This is a genomic window from Streptomyces sp. NPDC102467 (assembly GCF_044765445.1).
Taxonomy (GTDB): Bacteria; Actinomycetota; Actinomycetes; order Streptomycetales; family Streptomycetaceae; genus Streptomyces.
In genome coordinates this window covers 1-16603 of record NZ_JBIWKA010000036.1, presented here as the reverse complement: position 1 = coordinate 16603, position 16603 = coordinate 1, and the positions used below count along the sequence as shown (strand labels likewise).

General features: G+C 67.5%; 15 protein-coding genes and 4 pseudogenes. 7 read left to right on the top strand and 12 right to left on the bottom strand.

Annotated elements, in window-relative coordinates:
• Positions 1-119: 119 nt before the first annotated feature.
• From ACIREE_RS40820 to ACIREE_RS40800, 5 genes and pseudogenes are all read right to left on the bottom strand, one after another.
• Positions 120-986, bottom strand: coding sequence for a sigma-70 family RNA polymerase sigma factor (locus ACIREE_RS40820; protein WP_404164389.1), 867 nt, complete (start codon positions 984-986; stop codon positions 120-122).
• A 1176-nt stretch (positions 987-2162) separates the two neighbouring features.
• On the bottom strand, positions 2163-2315 hold the full coding sequence (locus ACIREE_RS40815; RefSeq protein WP_404164387.1) for a hypothetical protein: 153 nt from the start codon (positions 2313-2315) through the stop codon (positions 2163-2165).
• Between the two features lie 94 nt (positions 2316-2409).
• A complete protein-coding gene (locus ACIREE_RS40810; RefSeq protein WP_404164385.1) occupies positions 2410-2934 on the bottom strand; it encodes a hypothetical protein in 525 nt (174 codons plus the stop codon).
• 177 nt (positions 2935-3111) lie between these two features.
• A complete protein-coding gene (locus ACIREE_RS40805; RefSeq protein WP_404164384.1) occupies positions 3112-3966 on the bottom strand; it encodes a hypothetical protein in 855 nt (284 codons plus the stop codon).
• 609 nt (positions 3967-4575) lie between these two features.
• Positions 4576-4782: pseudogene (locus ACIREE_RS40800) on the bottom strand (transposase); the annotation flags it as partial.
• Between the two features lie 161 nt (positions 4783-4943).
• Here ACIREE_RS40800 and ACIREE_RS40795 point away from each other — a divergent pair.
• Positions 4944-5066, top strand: a pseudogene (locus ACIREE_RS40795) (IS5/IS1182 family transposase); the annotation flags it as partial.
• A 13-nt stretch (positions 5067-5079) separates the two neighbouring features.
• On the opposite strand, the gene ACIREE_RS40790 reads toward ACIREE_RS40795, so the two are convergent.
• Positions 5080-5646 carry a TetR/AcrR family transcriptional regulator gene (locus ACIREE_RS40790; RefSeq protein ID WP_404164382.1) on the bottom strand — a complete coding sequence of 189 codons (567 nt, stop codon included), beginning with the start codon at positions 5644-5646 and terminating at the stop codon, positions 5080-5082.
• Positions 5647-5749: 103 nt separating this feature from the next.
• Between ACIREE_RS40790 and ACIREE_RS40785 the strand changes: the two genes are divergently transcribed.
• The 4 genes from ACIREE_RS40785 (at position 5750) to ACIREE_RS40770 (ending at position 9876) form a co-directional block, all read left to right on the top strand.
• Entirely contained in the window at positions 5750-6691 is a 942-nt protein-coding gene (locus ACIREE_RS40785; protein ID WP_404164381.1) for an NADP-dependent oxidoreductase, read from the top strand.
• 316 nt (positions 6692-7007) lie between these two features.
• Entirely contained in the window at positions 7008-8045 is a 1038-nt protein-coding gene (locus ACIREE_RS40780; protein ID WP_404164379.1) for a hypothetical protein, read from the top strand.
• A gap of 183 nt (positions 8046-8228) precedes the next feature.
• Entirely contained in the window at positions 8229-8918 is a 690-nt protein-coding gene (locus tag ACIREE_RS40775) for an HNH endonuclease family protein (protein WP_404164377.1), read from the top strand.
• 247 nt (positions 8919-9165) lie between these two features.
• Complete coding sequence (locus ACIREE_RS40770; protein ID WP_404164375.1) at positions 9166-9876, top strand: DUF4232 domain-containing protein; 711 nt, start codon at positions 9166-9168, stop codon at positions 9874-9876.
• A gap of 213 nt (positions 9877-10089) precedes the next feature.
• Here ACIREE_RS40770 and ACIREE_RS40765 read toward each other — a convergent pair whose 3' ends face one another.
• The gene (locus ACIREE_RS40765) at positions 10090-10896 is read right to left on the bottom strand and encodes an alpha/beta fold hydrolase (RefSeq protein WP_404164373.1); all 807 of its coding nucleotides are present in this window, start codon (positions 10894-10896) and stop codon (positions 10090-10092) included.
• A gap of 97 nt (positions 10897-10993) precedes the next feature.
• On the opposite strand from ACIREE_RS40765, the gene ACIREE_RS40760 reads away from it, so the two are divergent.
• A complete protein-coding gene (locus ACIREE_RS40760; RefSeq protein ID WP_404164371.1) occupies positions 10994-11623 on the top strand; it encodes a TetR/AcrR family transcriptional regulator in 630 nt (209 codons plus the stop codon).
• Positions 11624-11856: 233 nt separating this feature from the next.
• Here the strand turns inward: ACIREE_RS40760 and ACIREE_RS40755 are convergent.
• Positions 11857-13076 (bottom strand): annotated as a pseudogene (locus tag ACIREE_RS40755) (IS110 family transposase).
• A gap of 213 nt (positions 13077-13289) precedes the next feature.
• Between ACIREE_RS40755 and ACIREE_RS40750 the strand changes: the two are divergent.
• Positions 13290-14048, top strand: a complete 759-nt coding sequence (locus ACIREE_RS40750) for a transposase family protein (protein WP_404164369.1) — start codon at positions 13290-13292, stop codon at positions 14046-14048.
• Between the two features lie 369 nt (positions 14049-14417).
• Here ACIREE_RS40750 and ACIREE_RS40745 read toward each other — a convergent pair whose 3' ends face one another.
• The 4 genes and pseudogenes from ACIREE_RS40745 to ACIREE_RS40730 all read right to left on the bottom strand — a co-directional run.
• Complete coding sequence (locus ACIREE_RS40745) at positions 14418-14786, bottom strand: helicase associated domain-containing protein (protein WP_404164367.1); 369 nt, start codon at positions 14784-14786, stop codon at positions 14418-14420.
• 142 nt (positions 14787-14928) lie between these two features.
• Entirely contained in the window at positions 14929-15246 is a 318-nt protein-coding gene (locus tag ACIREE_RS40740) for a hypothetical protein (RefSeq protein WP_404164365.1), read from the bottom strand.
• 37 nt (positions 15247-15283) lie between these two features.
• Positions 15284-16228, bottom strand: a complete 945-nt coding sequence (locus tag ACIREE_RS40735) for a DUF389 domain-containing protein (protein WP_404164364.1) — start codon at positions 16226-16228, stop codon at positions 15284-15286.
• A 248-nt stretch (positions 16229-16476) separates the two neighbouring features.
• A pseudogene (locus tag ACIREE_RS40730) lies at positions 16477-16603 on the bottom strand (IS5/IS1182 family transposase); the annotation flags it as partial.

Genomic DNA, 16603 nt, shown 5'->3' with positions numbered 1-16603 from the left:
GTGCCCGGGGGCTGGCTCCGCCATCACGGGGATACGAGCGGCGGAGCCAGACACCGCGCGAACGCGGCCCCTTCAGTCTCCCACCAGCAGCTCCTCTGATTCCAGAGGGTGTTGGAGCGTCACAGGCTACCTCTCGACGTGCCGAAGAACGAGTTGAGGTAGTCGATGTCGGCAGGGGAGAAGGGGAGCGCGAAGGCAGGCGCGTGAACGCGGATGGCGGTGCTGAGGCTCTCGATTTCGAGGGCGATGTCCTGGCAGGGCGGGCATGCTTTGAGATGTTTCCTGATGCTGCGTTCTGCGCGTTTCCCCAGTGCTCTGCGGGCGTATGCGCCGAGCTGCTCGGCGCAGCTCTGGCATGCGCGACTCGGCGGAACCGCGGAGATGTGCTGTTGCAGGTAGGCCTGCTTGAGACCTTCCCTGGCACGCTGGTGAAGGGCGGACACTGCATTGGGAGTCAGGCTCAGCAGGGGCGCCACGTCCCGGGGCATCCTCTGCTGGATGTCGATGTGCCAGAGCACCAACTGCCAGCGCTCAGGCAGACTGCGGAAAGCCCGCAGCGCCAGGGACTGTTCCTCGATGTGCATGGCCTGGGTGTCGGCGCCCGGGCCGATCAGTTCCTGCGCAGCGCCCGCGTTCACCGTGTGCGCGGGCAAGGCGGCGAAGTCGTCAACTGATTGAGTACGCGCGGCTGATGTCGCCCACGTCGCGGCCAGGTGGCGCACGGACGTCAGCAAATATCCCAGGACGGCCGTGTGGGGTCCGGCGCCGCGGCGTACGGCCTGCAAGGTGCGGGTGAATACCTCAGCCGTGAGGTCGTCTGCGGCGTGCGCATCCCAGCCCATACTGTGGGCATAGCGGCAAACAGCTCCGGCATGACGCCGAAACAATTCCTCGAACGCAGTCTGCTCGCCTGCCCGCACCCGCAGCATGAGTTCGTCGTCGCTCGGCCCGATGGGCTGGGGCGCTCTGTCGTGGCGATCGTTCATGGAAGGAAGACCTCCACGGCTCTGGTTCGTGACGCGACTTCGCCGAACTCACGTCACGATCCTGTGGCAACGCAGTCTTCTGTCCATGAACGCGATTCTTGCAAGCACCTCTGTGGTGACCGGCTGTGTCGTCACGCTTATCGCTCTGGCCGTCGTCGGGCCGCATCCGGTGAGGGAACGCGCTTTGCGGGTCCTGGAACTGGTGATCCGCCAAGGACTCGCACCATCGTGCGACCAGCTACCGGACGCCACCCCGAACCGTGTATGCCCCGCCTGCCGTCAGGGACGGGGCCTTGATGCCGGATCGCCAGAATCTGCCCCAGCGTCAGCCCCGTGATCCTCACGACAGCCGCATTAGCTGCTTGCGTGGCCCGGCGGGACCGCTCACAGGGGCGGCTGGACGCTGCCGAGCAGCTGGTCGACGCTCTCCTGTCACTGGCCGGCCTGAGCCCAGTGAGCCGATCTGTTCTGCACTTGAGCCGTGGCGACATCTCTTGCGTAGACGGTTGCTGTCCCTTCGTTTTTTGGTCACAGGTTCTCCATCGTTGTGGAGTTGGTCTGTGCCAGCATCCTCAGGCGGCCCGTCCCATTCCTGGCATGGAGGTGGCGGGCTGTTGCACACGGGGATGATGGCCTGGACGGGTAGCGAGTCACAGGCCTCGGAAGACCGATGTGCCGCGGGGTGGCAGCAGCACTGGGGAGTGTCATAGCCACCCCGCGCCTCCAGTTCACCCGGCGGACGGCCCGCACCCTGGTCGCCCCTGCCCGTGACCCTGCGCAGTCCGTCCTTGATGAGCGGTCCGAGGCCCGGCGTCTGGTCGAGGCGGGCCGTGCCTTGCGTAGCAGGCTGTTGGAACAACGTCATGTATGACGGGATTTCCTGCCGCGTCGCACTCGCGCAGACCGGGTACACACGTACCCGGTGACTGTGGGATCGGTGGAGTGGCCGAGTAGGCCCGGCGGATCGCGACACGGGATGAGCCACGCGTGACGTTGCGGAAGGTCAGCTGCTCCGGTGATGTGGAGCGCGCTGGGCCCGCGCGTACCCGCGGGCCCAGCGGCGGGTCACCACGGGGGATGGTTGCATGCTCTAACGAGCAGGCAGCCGGTGCGTCATGTGCAGCCCGGCTGCTTCAACGCTGCTCACGGCGATCGCCCCTGCCGCTTCGCGTGCGGTCAGTAACTGGGGCCCCAGGCGGGGCAGTCGGGCGTGTGTGCGGTGATGACCGCCGCGATGCTGCCGAACCACTGTCGCGTGCGCTCGGTGGTGCAGCAGTCGTGCAGGCGGGGTGCTGCCGGTACGGGTACGGGGCGTTGAGTCCGGGTCATGTTCGTACTCCGTGCCGGCGCCTTCGGGCGTCGCCCCGGTCCGGGGCGGCTGGGACATGTTTCTGCGAAGGCAGTGGTGACGGTGGGGGTGGCCTCAACCGGCGGTATCGAGAGCGTTGCGGGCTGCGACGGTGAAGGCAGCGCGTGCGGCGAGGCGTGCTTCGTTGTTGGGCTTTTGTTCGGGCTCGGCCAGTGCGATAGCCGACTGTTGTGCTCCGACGTTGGTTCTCAGCAGGCTCACGATGGTCCAGAACTCCTGGTCTGCGGAGTTGTACAGCGCCGCGGCCTTGAGGTCGAGAGCAGGTGGGCCGTACAGCGTGACCACGTGCAGTGCCTGATCCAGTCGTTTGAGGGCGGCCAGACCCTCTTGGATCTCGGGGTGCCTCGGTTCATCGGGATTCTGTGGATAGAGGCCCCAGGCCCGGTCGACTGCCGCCCACGCGTCGGTTGATGCCGAGAGCAGGTCGGCGTACGCCGTGCGCCGGGCTTCCTCGCGAAGCCGCAGCCGTTCCGCGGCGGCCTGGCGCCGTTGCAGCCGCAGGGTGACGGCTCCGGTCAGACCGGCCGCGGCGAGCGTGGAGAGCGCGGTGACCAGGGCGACGGCGACCGTTTCTGTCATTCCGTCAGTGTCCCTCAGCACACACTCCCGACGGGTGGCTTCGCCTAAGCATCGACGCAGCGAAGGAGCACGGCCACGGCTGGCTGCGGCCGCAGTTTTGGACTGCCGCGGCAAGCCTGTCTCCCAGGAAACCTGTCGACCCGCGCGCAGGGTCGGAGGCCTCCCGCCATGTCTGCATCAGCGGGCACGCAGCCAGATGGTGGCGCCGGCCAAGCTGAGCAAACCGGAGGTGGCATCGAGTGGTTCGTAGCCGGCGCCGGGAATCCTGGCGGGAGTCGCGGTCAGTACGGTTGCGACTTGATGGGCGCCGGGCCGTTCATTACGGGTTTCCCAGGCGAGCTCGGGCAAGTGAAGCCGGGACTGCTCGGTCCAGGACGGGCGGATGTCCAGCTCGCCCCACAACAGCACGGCCCTGGACATCAGTGCGCTGCGCAGGAGCATGCACGGCTTTGTTCGCCAGTGCGGTTGAGCCAGAACCTCGCTGGGGTGGAGCTCGGCGAGTTCCCACAGGGGCGCGTAGCCCGGCTCGTGGTGCCATCGCGTGGTACGCCGGAAGAACCGCAGGAAGTCGCGTCGCCTGCGGGTGAGGGACGGATGTGAGTCGACCAGGTCGAGCCGTCCTCCGGTGGGCAGGTGCACGAAGCGCAGGCGCTGCTTACCGATCCCGTCGAACCTGAGGCCCGGGATCCCGTGCAGGCCGTGCGCATCGGTGATCAGGGGGAGGAACCGGGAAGCGACGCGACAGGCCGTGTTGGTGTGGATGGCGAGCCGGTCCGGGTGCGAGATGACGGTGTTGACGTAGGCGCTGGTGCTCGACATGGCCGCTCCGATGGGGGCCTGCAGTACGTGCGGTGACTGTGTCGTGCTCAGCAAGAAGGTAGCCAGCATGGCTTGAAAGGCGTGCTGGCCAGCACTTGCGGCATTGTCGATCGCGATCCGTCCGCTCTCGTCCCGCAGGACAGCGCGGGAGTCGGCGCCCAACTGCTCCAGCAGCAGGTTGCGCTGGGAGCGGTTGTAGGTGTGAGGAGACACAGCAGTCCCGTTTCCACGGCCGCTCACCCGGGTTCATGCGGCCGCTGGGCACAGGGCATGGAAAGAGAAAGGCGCAGAGGGTAATCGCGCGGGACACGGGCATTGCACCCACAGAGGCTCATCTGCAGCTCCGCCCGGGCGGATTGCTAGCCTGCGGACTGTCCCAGCCCGTGCACCGCAGCCTAACGGTATGAAGGCTGGCCAGAGCGACTGAGAGGAAGCGACACGCTTCTCTCACTCGATGAGGTGATCGCGCGCACTGCCACATTTCCGTCCGCTCTGCGGAGACGGTTTCCCGGAGGCTGGGCGCGCGAAGACGCCGGGCAGACCGACGCCCCTTGCGTCATGACCTGAGCTGTGGGGCCTCTTGGCAGGGTCGCCCCTGTCAGGTGATTGTTTGGGTGATCAGACGGCGGACGAGATCCGCGGCCTCCGCTACGCGGACGTTCTTCGTCCACCGGGCGCCATGGGACGGGCAGGCAAGCGAGATTCGGTACACGCCGTGCACATACTCCAGTTGCTCGGCCCAGGGGCGAGTGCGGCATCGGCCGTGCTGCTCGGTGTCGGTGAGGTGATCGAGGACTGCATCAGCACGGAACCGCCGGGGAAGAGTGCTGAGGTGGTGCCGGAGATGTCCACCGCCCAGTGGATCTCGTCCGCGAGATCGAGGATTTCGCCGATCGCGGTCAGGATCGCCGACTCGTCGTTGTCGATCTTCTTGGACCACAGGGTTGCTCCGGCCTCGTCCACCACCGATCCCCAGTGGTGGCCCTTGCCCGCGTCGATGCCTGTCCATAACCGGACCCGCCTGCTGATGTCCACTCTCGCTCCTCGTGCCGTGCGGCTCGCTCGTCGGCCCGAGGAACACCCCGCCGTCAGCTCCGTAAACAGCGACAAGCTGGAGGCGACTTTCCGCAGCACGCCAGGCCATGCTGGCCTTGGCCTACCTGAGGTGCGGTGACACCTACGCACAGCTCATCGGCGAGCAGGCCATGGCCACGCTGGCGGGCTGGCGCCTCCTGCGGAAACTCCGCTGCAGCACCAATCGGATCACCGACGTGGTGAAGGCCGTCCTCGTCCTTCACCACGCATCAGCATGAGGTTGAAAAACGCTCAGTGATCGGGCGAGTGCAGTCCCGCCAGAAGCAGACCCAGCAAGGTGCGGATCGCGTCGGGCCGTCGATTGGCCTGTGTGGGGCGCAGCGAGGAGATCGCCATCAGGCCTACGCGAACGTCTGTGACGGAGGTCCCTCGCCGCAGGACCCGTTGCTGCTGTGCGCGGGCGACGAGTTGCTCCAGTGCTGCGGCGTGGGCCTGGCGGTCGTTGCGGAACGCGTCGCCTGCCGTGTGTGAGCCCAGCAGGGCCTCATTGAGGCCGGGAGCCCGGATCTGGTGTTCCGCGAACTGGCGGATGACTCCGCTGAGCGCGGTCCAGGCGTCCGGCTCCGCCAGTGCGGCCTGCATGTCAGCCCGGCAGGCCGCCACATCCCCGGCAAGGGCCGCGCTGATCAATTCCGTGCGCGTGGGGAAGTGTCGGTACAGCGTCGCGATGCCCAGGCCGGCACGCCGCGCGAGCTCGCGCATGGGAAGGTCCACCCCCTCCGCGGCGATGGCCCGACGGGCGGTCGCAACGATGTGTGCATGGTTGTCGGTCGCGTCGACCCTGGCTTTCCGAGTCACTTTTCTCCGCGTCCCTCTCAGTTGCTCCCGAAGTGGAACAGGTGCTCCGGAAAGATGTTTACCTCATCGAAGCGCCCGGAGATTCCGGGCGGGAGAGGTGATCATGTTTGCTGTGCAGTTCCAGCGGTTCGGCCCGCCCAAGGTCCTGACCCTGGGCCCCGCGCCCGAGCCGCACCCCGGTCCTCACCAGGTGCGGATCGCCGTCAGGACCGCGGCCGTCTCACCCGTCGACCTCGGACTGCGCGCCGGCTCGTCTCCCATGAGTAAGAACCTCGCCCTGCCGCACATTCCCGGCGTCGATGCCGCCGGAGTGATCGACGAGATCGGCGCCGAGGTAACGGACTACGCCGTCGGTGACGAGGTCTTCGGCGCGGTAGACGTCGCACGGCTCGGCGGCGCGAGCGCGCAGTACGCGGTCCTGGACTTCTGGACGCACAAACCACACGACATGACGTGGGCCGAAGCCGGCGCGGCGGGCACCGGCATCGAGACCGCAACCCGCGCCCTCGACCTGCTCGACATCAAGAAGAACATGACACTGCTGGTCGACGGCGCGGCTGGCGGCGTCGGCAGCATCGCCGTACAGCTCGCGGTGGCACGCGGCGCCCGCGTGATCGGCACCGCGCGCCCCGACAGCCACCCGTTCCTCAGGGAACTGGGGGTGGAACCAGTGGACTACGGGCACAGTCTGCCCGCCCGGATCCGCGCGTTGACCGCCGCTCCGGTCGACCGGGCACTCGACGTCGCGGGGGCCGGATCGCTGAGTGAACTGATCGAAGTGACCGGTACCGCGGAAAGCGTCGTCACCCTGGCCGACTTCAAGGCTTCAACCTACGGAGTTCGGCTGTCCACGGGCCGCATCGGTGGCCAGCCCGACGGCGTCCACGGACTCACGTCAGCCATAGCACTCGCCGACAAGGGCCGCTTCCGTGTTCCAATCCGGGACACCTACCCGGCCCATCAGGCAGCACAGGCACACGCGACAGCCGCACGACCACCCCGACGGGGAAAGATCGTCCTCGACATGGCCCGTACCAGTTACTGAGGTTTTCAAGGTGGGGTCGCTGGGTCGATAGCTAGGCTGGTGGCGGTCAGGCAGCCGTCGGTCAGGTGGGGTCGGAGTTGTATCCTGCGTAACTCGCGGCGGATTTTGCGGTCGAGGTCGTGGGGTGTGTCGAAGGCAGTGTTGGCCATGGCCCTGCGCACGAGTGACCAGACGGCCTCGACGGGTTTCAGGTGAGAGGGAAGACGGTTCGGTGGAACAGTTCTTCCCGGATGCCTACGTCCCCAGCACCCAGGACGACGGGCAGTACAACCTCGGTAACTGAACCCCGCCCCTGTTTCGTGCCATCGGGAGCAGTATGAGTTTCACGACCCCGCCGCGACCGCTTGACGTCACGGTGCTCTTTCCTCAACTGGCCCCGCTGGCACGCACGGCGACCCGGCTGCATCCACGCCCCGCAACCCCGTCCGTGCAGGACAGTTCCATCGGCGGGCCGCTTCTGTGGCCCGCCGACGTGCCATGGCCGCGCTGCGAAGAGCCTCACGTGAGGGGCGGACGGGCGGTCCTTTCCCCCGACGACGTACGGCAGTTGCGCCGCAACCGCGCGGTGACGACGCTCAGGCGCAGCCGCAGCCCTCAGGAGCCCTGGATCACACCTGAGGAACGAGACGCCGAGAAACGGCTCAGAGCCGGCCGCTCCTGGCCCGACGGCCCGATCCCGATGCTGCCTGTGGCCCAGCTCTACGCCCGCGACATCAAGCTCCCGATCAGCCCGCCCGGTACCGATCTGCTCCAAGTCCTGTGGTGCCCCTTCAACCACCCGACCCACCCCCGCACCGCAGTGTTCTGGCGCTCCTCCGCCACCGTGACGGAGGTACTCGACGCGCCACCCGAGCCGCCCGCGATGCAGAGCGCCGGCTACCTGCCACAACCGTCGCTGCTCGCGCCGGAGCAGGTCACCGAGTACCCCGATCCGATGGAGCTGAGCCAGGAACTCCAGCAGCAGCTGGGCACCTTGAGCCAGTGGGAGGCGGCCGAAGAAGCGTGGGACCGCGCATATGACGAGGCGCCGGCCCAGTTCTACCGGGAGAAGCTGTGCCACGCCCCCGGCTGGAAAACCGGCGGCTGGTCCCGCTGGGGCCTGACCGACCCCCTGCCCCGCCTCTGCCCCGAATGCGGCACCGCGACCTACCCCCTGCTGACCATCGCCACCACCGAATGGAACGCCAGCAGCAACAGCTGGGCCCCCGAGGAAGAATGCAGCAACCCCACTCCACTACTCCCCGGCACCCCGCCCGCGAACTTCACGATGATCGACATCGCCAGTGGCTACAACCTGCAACTCCACGCCTGCCCAGCGGCTCCGCACCACCCGCACATCGAACTGGTCCAGTGAAACGCCACGCGCCCACCACGCGCGACACGGATCGGCGCCCCTCGCTCAGCTCCTGTTCCTGCCGTCGGCAGACGTCGCACCGGACGGGCGGCATCGTTTCTCCGGCACGACCATCGCGGTCAGTCGGGTGAGCATGCCGGGAATCACCTCACGCCGGGGCGAGGGCACCGGTAGCAACGGCCCATGAAGACACCGACGATGCGCGGCCTGGCGGCCGTCGCGCTGCTTGTGCTGCCGCTGCTCTCCGCCTCCCAGACTCAGTCCCAAGCTCAGGGCAGGACCGAGGCCAAGGTCGTGCAAATCCGTCTTCAGGACGGGATCGCGTCCCTCCCGCTCGCCACGGAACACCGGGCGGGCTATGAGAGGACCAGGTTCCGGCACTGGGTGGACGAGGACCACGACCACTGCAACACCCGGGCCGAGGTACTGATCGCGGAATCGCGCACCGAGCCGGTCCTGGAGGGGGCGTGCACGGTGACGGCGGGTACGCGGTTCAGCTACTACGACGGCACCACGGTCACCGACCCGGCGAAGCTCGACATCGACCACCTGGTGCCGCTCGCCGAGGCCTGGGCGTCCGGGGCGTCGCAGTGGACGCCCGCCCGGCGCGAGGCGTACGCGAACGATCTGGGCGCCGAGCGTTCGCTGGTTGCCGTGACGGCGCGAACGAACCGCAGCAAGAGCGATCAGGATCCCGCCGAGTGGCTGCCGCCGGCCGCCGAGGCCTACTGCCAGTACGTCACGGACTGGGTGTCGACCAAGCTGCGCTGGAAGCTGACCGCCGACCCGGCCGAGATCGCCGCGCTGAACAAGGTGGCCGACGGATGCGGGTACGCAGCCGTCGCCTACGAGCCCGCCGCTGAAGACCACTGAGATGCCGCCCGTGCATCCCTGACTGGGGAGGGCCCTGGGCTCCGGCACATGCCGGGGTGCGGCCAGGTGACCAGGCTTCAGCCCGGCACAGTGCGGGTCCCGTACTCCTGTTGCTGTGTAAGACAGCCGTACAGTTTTTGGGCGTTAGTGAGGCGTTAGCGGTCGGCGATCAGACGGTAGCGGCTGCGGGCAGAGTCGTAGTCGTCACCGGGAAACACCAACACCGACCGCTTCAAGGGGACCCGACATGCGCTCCACCACCGCCCGTATCGCCAGCCGCCGCAACCTGCGGATCGCCGCCGCGACCCTGACGGCGGTGGCGGGGTTGTCCCTGACGGCCTGCTCCGGTTCGGACACCGACGCGGCGAGCGGCGCGAAGTCCGCCCATGGCTCCTCGTCCTCGTCCTCGACGTCTTCGTCTGCGGACGCCGGCTCGACGTCGCAGGGCGGCTCGACGTCCGGCGGTGCGCAGGCCGGCGACGCGAAGGCGGGTGCGGGCAAGGGCACCCAGGCGGAGGCGGCCGCGAACGCTGCGACGCAGACGAGCAGCAAGGTGACGTTCTGCAAGACGCAGGACCTGGCCATCGACGCGGTCGACGCTGCGCCGGACGCGACCGAGGGCCGGATCAACATCACGATGATCAACCGGGGTCCGAAGACCTGCTCGGCGACGGGCTTCGCGGGTGTCGACATCAAGGACGCCGACCACACCTCCAGCCCCATTGAGCGTGGTCCGGCCCAGCCGCGTGTCACCACTCTCAAGCCCGGTGACGCGGCGGTCTTCGACCTGGCCTACACCCTCGACACCAGCGGCAACAGCCTCGCGTCCCCGACCAACATCATCGTCACGCCCCCGAACGAGACCCACACCGTCACCCTGGACTGGCCCGCCGCCGCGGGCGACATCAAGGGCGCCTACACCGACGTGCAGGTCTACCCCACCCACACCACCAACTAGCGGCGGCGCACGAGGCCGGCCCCGGTGGCCAACCGCCGTATCCCGCCGGGAGCTTGGCCGTGCGCGTGTAGCCAGCCCAGGGTAGCGACGCTTGGCAGGCCCCTCTTGCAGGAGGCTCTTGCGGCCCAGGCCACATTGCCCGGCCGCTCGCTGCTGGCCCGTCCTTCGCCGGCCTCACGGGATTTCACCAGGCACTGCCTGACACCCGGCGGATTACGCAGACTTGGAGCGACCGCGGACGGCCGGGCCAGGGGCGACTCGGCGCGAGTCGGCCTGCCCGCAGCCGGCCCAGAACGAGGTGAGTACCCGCGCGCTGCGAGCGGGGTCCTGGACCATCCACCAGTGCCCGATGTCGCGCAGGACAGCGGTCTCGGCCCCGGCTCTGGCCGCCGACTCGCGTCGCATGGCCTCCGAGCCGACGAACCGGTCATCCGTACCGATGATCGCGAGGCCCGGCCGCTTCACCGCGTCGGCGAGATCTCGTCCGAGTTCGGCCATGACCGGCTGGGCGGCGGAACGGTAGAACGCGAGGATCGCCCGCCCCATCTCCGGTCCCTGGGCAGGGGCCATTCGGAGGGCTACGGATCTGGGAATGCCCCTCGCCGTCATGCGTTCGGCGCGTTCCTCCAGGCTGCCGCCCATCAACCTGGCAACGGATTCCTCACCCACGCCGGGCGTCTGCCACTGCTGGGCGAGGTCGTGCCACACGTAGTCGGGGTGGAACACGCCCAGCGAGTCGCTGACCCAGCTCCGCAGCAAGTCCGGTCTTTTCATGGCGACCGATGCCACTGTGCTTCCGCCGACGTCGTGGCCGACAAGGTGTACCGGCTCGCCGATCGCCTCCAGCCGGCCGATCAGCCAGTCCCGGTACTCGGCGACAGCACACCCGAAACCCTCCGGGACAGGCGCCCCGAATCCCGGTGGGGACAACCGGACGGCATCGGTTCCGCGCAGCTCGTCGCAGAGCAGGTCCCATACCGCGGCGTTCTCCGGGTTGCCGTTGACGAACACGACCTTCATCAGTAATCACCTCTCCGACGACCCTGTGGCTTCACACCCACCGTCACATACTTGTTGTACGACACGCAAGTGGCATGGGGTCGCTAGACTGCAGCTCATGCCAGCCAACAAGCCCCTCGCCGAGTCATCACGCGGCGAACGCCGTACGCAGCTCCAACGGCGCACCGCGACGAGGGCCGCCCTGTTGAAGGCCGCGGCGGAAGTCGTGGTGGAGACGGGTGTGCGGTCGGCCACCCTGGCGGCCGTCGGCGAGCGCGCGGGGTACAGCCGAGGGATCGTCACCCACCACTTCGGTTCGAAGCAGGCGCTGTTCCGGGCACTCGCCGGATCCAGCCAGAGCGGATTCGTCCCCGGCATCGGCGATATGCCACCCGGCCTCGACCACCTGATCGCATTGATCGACGGCTACATCAGAAGAATGGGCGGCGGTTCCGCGGCCGGCCGGGCGTTCCTGCTGCTGTGGGCCGAGGCTGCCACCTCGCCCGAGCTCTCCGCCGTCTTCCAGGAACGCGACGACAGCTTCCGCGCGGATCTGCGCACCGACATCGCCGCCGGAATCGCCGAGGGCGACATCCGTGCGGAGACCGACCCCGACGCCACCGCGATTGCGGTCCTGGGGCAGTTGCGCGGAATCGGCATGCAGCAGCTTCTCGCACCCGCGGCCCTCGACTTCCCGCGGCTCAGCGGTGTCGTCGCAGACCAGTGGCTCAGGGCGCTGCGACGATAACCGGCGCCCCGCCCCGCAGGCTTCACCGGGAGTGGCGCGTAACGCCGCTGATCGCCGCTGCCGCATCCCAGTTGGACTGCGCGGATATCGGCATGCAGCCTGAGGCACAGGGAGCGTTTTTCAAGCTGGCGGCGCTGAACGGGAGTTGGGCAACCTCGCGCAGCGGCGAAGCTCCTGGTAGACGGGTTCTCGACCAAGATCACCCGTGTTTGCCAGGAGTTTCAATGAGGATGTCAAGCTGCTTGTGCGAGCTGCGGGGCAGCGGCGGTGAAGACCCGGTGGTCGCGCAGGAGTGCCCACAGGACGCTCGCGCGTCGGCGGGCCAGGGCGATGACGTGGGTGTGCTTGCAGCCGTCGCCGTGCTTCTTGAGGTAGAAGTCCCGGTTCGGACCGTCGCGGATGATGCTGGTCTGTGCGGACAGATAGAACACTCGGCGCAGGCGGTGGCTATAGCGTTTGGGTCGGTGCAGGTTGCCCGTGCGGCGCCCGGAATCCCGGGGCACGGGTACCAGTCCGGCAGCGGATGCGAGGTGGCCGGCGTCGGCGTAGGACGCCAGGTCCCCTGCTGCGACGACGAATTCCGCTCCCAGGATCGGGCCCATCCCCGGCAGGGACTCGATGATCTCTGCTTGCGGATGCGTGCGGATGCGTGCGGATGCGTGCGGAACGCCGCCTTGATCTGTTGATCGGTCCGCTTGATCCGGTCGTCCAGTGCCAAGATCTGGGTGGCCAGGTCCGCGACGATCTGGGCTGCGATGTCCTCGCCGGGCAGCACGGTGTGCTGGGCCTCGGCAGCCTCCAGCGCCGTGGCGACCACCGCATCGGCACTGCGTACGGTGCGGTTGGCCAGCCATGCGGACAGGCGAGTTTGGCCGCGGCGGCGGATGGCCTGCGGGGTCTGATAGCCGGTCAGCAGAACCAGGGCACCCTTGTGGCTGGAGTAGGCGAAGGACCGCTCCAGCGCGGGGAAGACGCCAGTGAGGACGTCGCGCAGCCGATTGATCGTCAGTACCCGGTCGGCAGCCATGTCGGTGCGGTGCGCGGTCAGCAACGCGAGATCAGCAGCAAGCTGTGCAGGTACGCCGATGGTGGTGAAGTCGCGGCGCTGGCGGGCGGTTTCGGCGATGACGTAGGCGTCACGGGCGTCGGTCCTGGCCTCGCCCCGGTAGGTCCCAGCCATGCGGTTGACGGTGCGGCCGGGCACGTAGACGGCCTGTTGCCCGTGGGCTGCGAGCAGTGCCAGCAGGAGTGCTGAGGTGGTGCCGGAGATGTCCACCGCCCAGTGGATCTCGTCCGCGAGATCGAGGATTTCGCCGATCGCGGTCAGGAGCGCCGACTCGTCGTTGTCGATCTTCTTGGACCACAGGGTTGCTCTGGCCTCGTTCACCACCGATCCCCAGTGGTGGCCCTTGCCCGCGTCGATGCCTGTCCATAACCGGACCCGCCTGCTGATGTCCACTCTCGCTCCTCGTGCCGTGCGGCTCGCTCGTCGGCCCGAGGAACACCCCGCCGTCAGCTCCGTAAACAGCGACAAGATCGCAGATGTCAATCAGCAGCCAGGGTGCCCCGAAGAGCCGGGCGGCCACTCCTGGCGAGCCACTGAAGACAGCTTCGCGTAAGCCACACCCAGCCCTCCCGGGCCACACGACAACTTACGGAGCTTCGCGTGCTTGTCCACCCGTCCTCGATTGATCTGTCCAACCGCAGCCTGCGGTTTCTGACCAGGCAACTGGTAGTGAGGCGACAGGAGATCGGGACCCGCTGGAGGCGACTTTCCGCAGCACGCCAGGCCATGGTGGTGGCCTTGGCCTACCTGAGGTGCGGTGACACCTACGCACAGCTCGCTGCCGGGTTCGGCATCGGAATCGCGACCGTCTACCGCTATATACGCGAGGCCGTCGACCTCCTGGCAGCCCTCGCCCCGACCCTGACCGAGGCGATGGAGACGATCCGGGAGAAGGCGTTCGTCATCCTCGACGGCACGCTGCTGCCGATCGACCGCATCGCTGCTGATACCCCGTACTACTCCGGGAAGCACAAACGCCACGGCATGAACGTCCAGGTCCTCACCGACCCGTTCGGACGGTTGCTGTGGGCCTCGCCGGCCCTGCCCGGCTCGACCCACGACCTGACCGCCGCCAGGCAGCACGGGATCATCGACGCTCTCGCCGATGCAGGGCTGAGCTGCTGGGCGGACAAGGCGTATCAAGGCGCCGGCGGACCCGTTCGGGTGCCGTTTCGTGGTCGTCGCCTCAAGAGGTGGAAGCGCCGCCACAACACCACCCACGCCAAGATTCGTTGCATCGGCGAGCAGGCCATGGCCACGCTGAAGGGCTGGCGCCTCCTGCGGAAACTCCGCTGCAGCACCAATCGGATCACCGACGTGGTGAAGGCCGTCCTCGTCCTTCACCACGCATCAGCATGAGGTTGAAAAACGCTCAGTGGCAGGACTCAGGTGCTTGTGTCTCGTCCTGGCGGGCACAGCTCGTTCACCACGTAGGGCCGGAAGCCGGACACCAGGCAGCAGCGGCCGGGGCGAAGTTGGAGCACGAGGAAGGCCCCGAGCACGGGGCCCGGGGCCTTGCTCTCCCTACGGACTTGAAATCCTCCGGCGAGTTGAACGCGCGGTACACGGACGCCGGACCCAGCTTCTGAAGGCGGGCTACGGATCAGGGGCCGACCGTACGACGAAGGCCCGGACCATCTGATCCGGCCTGCCGCGCACGGGGTGCCCACTGAGTCCAGGGCCTTACACATGGGTTATGTCGTAATCCAGCCCAGATGTTTCACGGCATCACCAACGAATTCCGAGTTGGTCGAGTGCCGCACGTCGTTGGTCCGTGAGCTTGGCCGCGCGCCTGCGGGTGTTGGCGGCCCACATGCCCAGGTCGACCAGGACGGTGTCCTCGGGGGTGATCTCGCGTCCGGTGGCGGCGGGGCCGGCCAGGGCGACCGGCAGAGCCTCAACGTGCTTGCGGGGGATGTTGAGGTGTCCTTCGCGGGCGTGGAACTGGCGGGCGGCAGCGAGGTTGAGATCCCACTTGTGGTCCTGCGTACGGCGCACCGGTCGCTCGTCCTCCTTGGCCTCCTCGATGCCGAGCGCGTTCAGCAGCCACTGCTGGGCAGGCTGCAGCTGCTCGAAGCCGTACCGCTGCGCACTCACCCAGCGCCCCAAGTTTTCGCCCTGGACCACGACGTCCCCGGCCTTTGTCGGCAGGCTCCCGCCACCGGCCACGTGCGCCTGCACGAGTCTCAGGCAGCGCTGCCAGCCGGTGTCCCAGGCCGGGCACCACCCAGGATCGATGTCATCCAGCTGTCGGCGCCGCTCCTCGGTGAGCGCCCCCCGCCTCCGACCCGGCCGGTGTCCCAGCCTCCCGGCGCGCGGCGATCCGGTCGGCGAGCCGGGCAGCGTCCCGCATGTTCCCCACCGGATAGTCGTTCCACATGGCGGTCGCGGGCGGCAGGAAATGCCCGTGTACCTCAGCCCACGCCTTCGCGGCGGTCAGGCCGTCGTTGAAGGCGTCCTCGCGCGGCGCCCACACCCACAACCGCACAAACCGCGCGAGCTCCGCCGGATCCCGCGGCGTGAAAAACTTCAGCAGTTCCCGCGCCCGTTCGCTCACCGGCTCGGACGCCTCATCCCCCTCCAACACGTCGACGTCAGCCAGAAAATCCTCGACGCCGACCTCGCTCTGACGAGGACTGTGAGGACGATTGCGCAGGCAAACCGGTGAGGATGTCTCTGGTCTTCTCAGTCCTGATGCGCAGACCGAAGCGTGCCCACAACAAGCGTTGGAGCAGGAGTGTGAGAACACCGGCGATGATCATGCCTGCGAGGTTCACTCCGAGTTGCTTGAGTGACGCGCCGACCTCAGTCCAATGCGCGAGTGGGACGGCCACAGCGATGTTCCCCGCTGCCGGAACCGTGGTGACAGAGATGAAAACCCCCACCAGCGAGGATGGTTTCCCTGCGGTCAGCGACAGGATGCCGGCGATGCCGGCCAGAAGCGCCACGATGAACGACCAGCGGTCAGGGTGCACAATGAATTCGGTCATCGGCCGGTTGTCCAGCATGGCGGGCGTGATCCAGCCCAGAAGGCGGCTGACACCGGCACAGGTCGCGGTCACCGCGATCGCTGCTGTGAAACCCACGACGAGCGTGCGCACGGCCGTGCCGAGCAGAGCGTGCTGGTTACGCAGGGTCCCGAAGCAGAACGCGGCCACCGGGCCGAATTCCGGTCCCAGCACCATGGCACCGACGATCAGGATTGGCTGGTCCAGGAGCACGCCAATGGCTGCGATCTGCGTGGCCAGCGCAAGGAACGCCAAAAACGACCAACTCAATCGGGTATCCGCTGTGACCCGGGCAGCCAACTCGTCCCAGATGACAGCGTCCTCAGGATCGCCGGGTGCAACTTGCTCCGCCAACTCGGCCGCCGCCGAGATCGATAGGTCGATCTGCTCGACAGTGATGGCGCCGGTGTCCTTCAGGCCCAGCTCGCGCAGCTCATCGAGCACTGCATTGGCGGCTTCTCTGGCCAGGTTGAACTCGATCACGTCGCCCTGAGGTGAACACGCTGCCCCAGGGAACTTGACCGTGTTCACGGCCCCTGGACAGCCCAGGACGATTCGCATGACCTCGTTCGTCTGGTCAGCCGGGCTGATCACTCGTACATACAGCACGTCCGCATTCTGCCCTGCCCGGCGCTGTTCGAGGAATCACTGGCTGGCATCCTCGCCGCAGCCTCCCTCTGAACCTGTGCAGTGAGTCGCGTCTCACCGTTTCGAACGAGGATCGTCGTCGGCGCGACTGCGCCTTCTTTAGAGGACGTTCCGCTTGAAGAAGCGATAGTTCAGGGTTTGTGCCAGGTTATGGGTGTTTCTCCGGTGGCTCGTTTCGCGAGGTTGGAGATCATCGCGAGGCGGATCATGCTCTCGGAGTGGGTGGGTTTGGTCTCGTAGTCGCGGGCGAGGCGGCGG